General features: G+C 47.3%; 3 protein-coding genes. All 3 read left to right on the top strand.

The window, feature by feature from the left end; translation table 11 throughout:
- The first annotated feature begins 268 nt into the window (after window positions 1-268).
- A complete protein-coding gene (locus SHIM_RS00015) occupies window positions 269-1744 on the top strand; it encodes a methyl-accepting chemotaxis protein (RefSeq protein ID WP_045091826.1) in 1476 nt (491 codons plus the stop codon).
- 1 nt (window position 1745) lies between these two features.
- Window positions 1746-2060, top strand: coding sequence for a DUF2523 family protein (locus tag SHIM_RS00010; RefSeq protein WP_054000576.1), 315 nt, complete (start codon window positions 1746-1748; stop codon window positions 2058-2060).
- Window positions 2057-2403: zonular occludens toxin domain-containing protein (locus SHIM_RS00005; RefSeq protein WP_275043942.1), on the top strand; the 347-nt coding region annotated here is incomplete at its 3' end. The genes SHIM_RS00010 and SHIM_RS00005, both read left to right, overlap by 4 nt.

The following is a 2403-nucleotide window of genomic DNA, read 5'->3' as shown; positions in this document are numbered from 1 at the left end:
GTAGCTGACCCGTTCTCCGTTATCGACTTATCTGGTGTGGCAACCAAAATCGGCGCGGCAGGTCTGGTGATTGTCGGCATTACTATGGCTTACAAATCCATCACTCTTGCTAAGCGTGCTGTGAACAAGGCTTAAGTTTATGTTGGCCGTTCTCCACGATGTCCAACTCATCGTCTTTGTGCTTTTGGGTGGCATTGCCGGATACGTGGCCAGCCAAAACTTTAGAGGATAAGGGGGCTTCGGCTCCCTTTTTTATTGGTTTAATACAATGAATCACTATCTCCGTTTTTTTATTGCCCTTGTTATTCTGTGTGCTAGTAGTCATACGTATGCTTTAGAAGCTCGTATTGGTCATATGCAAATGAGGGGTTGTGGCTCTCAAGGTGAATGGGTTGACCCTTACAAGGTGAATACTTGTTTTTTGGATACTGGGTATTTCGACACATGCACATTTGAGAAGACACCCTATTCTAATGCTCGTTATCCCTATCAAACAGTTTGTGATAATGGACTTGGTCTTGGCTATTATGAGGTGCGTTGTCCAGAAAATAGCGAGTTTGATCCCTCCACCTTACGTTGCAAATCGGTTTGTGAATATGGCAAGAACCCTGACGGTACTTGTATGGACGCTTGCCAGTTCAAAAAATCCATTGATGAAATCAAATCGCTTCAGTGGTTGGCTTATGTCTATGGCGAACAAGTGACAGGGTCATGTTATGGCGATTATGGCGCAACCCGTTGTGAATTGGAGCGTACTCCTAGTGATAGTACGCTGTGTACGGGCGTTGATTCCGGCCAATGGACACAAAACACCATCTGTCATGGTAACTTTCAATTCACAGGCAACCAGTGTGAAGGCGGTACACTCTTCTGGGGTAAAGATGGCCCTGACACCCCTATTATTCCTGATGACCCCATTCATGACCCTGACGACCCAACAGGCGACATCGAAGACCCTAGCATATTACCTGATGGCTCAACCAATACGGTGAATCCACCGGATACCGACAGTGAGCCAGACGTGGAAGAGCCTGACACCGATGAATCGACAGACACGGCAGTTCTGAAAGCCATTACTGGGATGAATAAGGACGTCAACAAAGCACTAAACGACATGAACATCGACATCAATCAAGCCAATGCTGACGTTCAAAACCAAATCATTGCGCTGAATGCGTCGATGGTCACCAACACGCAAGCCATTCAAAAGCAGCAAATCAACGACAACAAGATTTACGAAAACACTAAGGCCCTTATCCAACAAGCGAATGCTGACATCACCACGGCCATGAACAAGAACACCAATGCCGTTAATGGTGTGGGTGACGATGTAGAGAAAATTGCAGGGGCAATGGATGGTATCGCGGAGGATGTTTCCGGCATTTCTGACACCTTAGACGGTATCGCAAACACAGATACGTCTGGTGCAGGTACGGGTGGTACGTGTATCGAGTCCCAAAGTTGTACTGGCTTTTATGAGTCGGGCTATCCCGATGGTTTAGGTGGTTTGGTGTCCGGTCAGTTAGATGATCTTAAACACAACACCATCGACAACTTTGTGAACTCGTTTGGTGACCTCGACTTATCCAGTGCTAAGCGCCCTTCTTTCGTGCTCCCTGTGCCGTTCTTCGGTGACTTCAGTTTTGAGGAGCAAATCAGCTTTGATTGGGTGTTCGGTTTTATTCGTGCGGTGCTCATCATGACGTCAGTGTTTGCGGCGCGTCGTATTATTTTTGGAGGTTAATATGGATTGGTTAGTCGATTTATTTAACAAGCTGTTGGTGTTCCTCTATCAGCTCTTAATCTCGCTGGTCAACATGCTCAAAGACCTGTTCTTTTGGGCGGTTGAGCAAATCATGGCAATGGTGAATCTGTTGCTCTCTGGTGTGTTCTCCCTATTCGCTCCGGTCGATATGAGCCAGTACATGACCAGTATTCCGCCTACTGTAGCTTGGGTTATGGCGGCGGTCGGTGTGCCTCAATGCCTGTCTCTCATTCTGGCCGCTATTACGGTGCGTTTGATGCTGCAATTGATTCCGTTTACGAGGTTAGGCTCATGATATACGCCATAGCAGGAAGACCAGGCGGCGGTAAAACCTATGAGGCGGTTGCCTACCACATTATTCCGGCCATTAAGGATGGCCGCAAAGTCATCACCAATATCACCTTAAACATTGATTGGTTCGTTAAGGTGTTTGGTGAAGACGTTCGAGAACTCATCAAAATCGTGGATGGCCGTTTAACGGATTTTGGTTCAACCTCGCGTCCGTTCAGCCAGATTGAAGATTACTCAGACGAATGGCGCAATGAAAAAGGACAAGGGCCACTTTATGTGGTCGATGAGGCGCACATGAGCTTGCCAAGTCGAGGCTTGGCCGCGCCCATTCTAGAATGGTACTCAAT

The organism is Shimia sp. SK013, from assembly GCF_001292625.1.
GTDB lineage: Bacteria > Pseudomonadota > Alphaproteobacteria > Rhodobacterales > Rhodobacteraceae > Shimia.
This window is presented reverse-complemented; position numbering and strand designations above follow the sequence as displayed.